Source organism: Sphingomonas sp. BK345 (assembly GCF_014193845.1).
Lineage (GTDB): Bacteria > Pseudomonadota > Alphaproteobacteria > Sphingomonadales > Sphingomonadaceae > Sphingomonas.
The window spans coordinates 1-1,250 of sequence record NZ_JACHZX010000018.1 but is presented as its reverse complement, the minus strand read 5'-3'; the positions used below and the strand labels follow the sequence as shown (position 1 = coordinate 1,250).

Annotated in this window: 1 protein-coding gene; it reads right to left on the bottom strand. The window is 64.8% G+C overall.

Annotation, left to right across the window (positions count from 1 at the left end; translation table 11 throughout):
- Positions 1 to 18: 18 nt before the first annotated feature.
- Positions 19 to 1,184, bottom strand: a protein-coding gene (locus tag FHY03_RS20680; protein WP_409314225.1) for an IS3 family transposase whose coding sequence is annotated in 2 segments (ribosomal slippage) — positions 19 to 923 and positions 923 to 1,184 — 1,167 coding nt in all. Because the reading frame shifts where the segments join, the coding sequence is not laid out codon by codon here.
- Positions 1,185 to 1,250: the final 66 nt, after the last annotated feature.

Genomic DNA, 1,250 nt, shown 5'->3' with positions numbered 1-1,250 from the left:
TGACGTGACCCCGGTCTTTCATCCAGCGGCAACCAGAGACCGACCGTGGTTTTCGCGCATGAGCGCAGGTGAAGCAACGGGCGGGGTTAACCCCGCCCGTTGCTGTTCGAGCCCGGCAGCGAAGGCTGCCGGAGTAGTGTAGCCGAGCGACGAGTGCGGCCGCTCGGTGTTGTAGTCGTCGACCCAGCGCGACAGGATCGAGCGGGCCTGACCGATGGTGAAGAACAGCGTCTCGTTGAGCAGCTCGTCGCGCATGCGACCGTTGAAGCTCTCGACAAAGCCATTCTGCGTCGGCTTGCCAGGCGCGATGTAGTGCCACTCGACGCCGACATCTCCCGACCAGACGAGCACCGCGTTCGACGTCAGTTCAGTCCCGTTGTCGCTGACGATCATCTTCGGCTTGCCGCGCTCGGCGATCAGATCGGCCAGTTCGCGCACGACCCGCCGGCCCGAGATTGACGTGTCCACTACCGCCCGGAGGCATTCGCGCGTGACGTCGTCGACGATGTTGAGCACGCGGAACCGTCGGCCGGTAACGAGCTGGTCGTGCACGAAGTCCAGGCTCCAGCGCTGATTGGGAAGTGCCAGCACCGGCGCGGGCGCCCGCGCGCCGACGGCGCGCTTTCGTCCCTTCCGGCGCCTGACAGTCAGCCCTTCCTCACGATAGAGCCGCTGGGTCTTCTTGCGGTTGATCGTGATGCCGTCCCGGCGAAGCAGGATGTGCAGACGCCGATAGCCGAACCGCCGACGCTGCTGCGCCAGCTCACGCAAACGCGACCGCAGGTCGCCATCATCTGCCCGGCACGAGCGATACCGCATGCTCGTGCGGTCTGCCCCAACAACCATGCACGCCCGCCGCTCGCTCATCCCTAACGTCGCCTGGAGATGCGCGACCGCTTGCCGCTTCGCGGCGGGCGTCACCACTTTTTTGATAGCAGGTCTTTCAACCCCGCGTTGTCGAGCATCGTGTCCGCCAATAGCCGTTTGAGCCGGGCGTTCTCCTCTTCGAGCGACCGCAGGCGCTTTGCGTCAGACACCTCCAGGCCGCCGAACTTCGCCTTCCACGCATAGTAGGTCGCGCTCGACATCCCGTGCTTGCGGCACAGCTCCGTCACCACCGCCCCCGCCTCGGCCTCCTTCAGGATGCCGATGATCTGCTCTTCCGAAAACTGCTTCCGCTTCATTCCGTCCGTCCCTTCGAGGGGCCGGTCTCTAGTTCCAGATGGATGAAGAAACGGGGGTCACGTCAC